Origin of the sequence: Streptomyces hydrogenans, assembly GCF_014656075.1 — a bacterium.
Classification (GTDB): domain Bacteria; phylum Actinomycetota; class Actinomycetes; order Streptomycetales; family Streptomycetaceae; genus Streptomyces; species Streptomyces hydrogenans.
Genome location: NZ_BNBS01000327.1, coordinates 1 through 536 on the forward strand (window position 1 = coordinate 1; position 536 = coordinate 536).

Below are 536 nucleotides of genomic sequence, written 5' to 3' on the forward strand. Positions count from 1 at the left end.
AGGCGGGCCATGAGGGCGTGCTCGACGAGGGTGATGAGCGCGCTCTTGGCGTCCGCGCGGTGGCGGGCGTCGGTGGTGATGATCGGGGTGTCGGGGCCGATCTGGAGGGCCTCGCGGACCTCCTCCGGGTTGTAGGGCTGGTTCCCGTCGAAGCCGTTGAGGGCGATGACGAAGGGGAGGCCCGAGTTCTCGAAGTAGTCGACGGCGGGGAAGCAGTCGGCGAGGCGGCGGGTGTCGACGAGGACGACGGCGCCGATGGCGCCGCGGACCAGGTCGTCCCACATGAACCAGAAGCGGTCCTGGCCCGGGGTGCCGAACAGGTACAGGATCAGGTCCTGGTCCAGCGTGATGCGGCCGAAGTCCATGGCGACGGTCGTCGTCGTCTTGTCGCCGGTGTGGGTGAGGTCGTCGATGCCCGCGGACGCGGACGTCATGACGGCCTCGGTACGCAGCGGATTGATCTCCGAGACGGCGCCGACGAACGTGGTCTTGCCCACGCCGAAGCCACCCGCCACCACGATCTTCGCGCTGGTGGT

General features: G+C 69.0%; 1 protein-coding gene. It reads right to left on the reverse strand.

Annotated features, from left to right (window positions below; all coding sequences use genetic code 11):
- Positions 1 to 536, reverse strand: a 536-nt coding sequence (locus tag IE321_RS41700; RefSeq protein WP_190226808.1) for a GTP-binding protein, incomplete at both ends; no start/stop codon positions are given.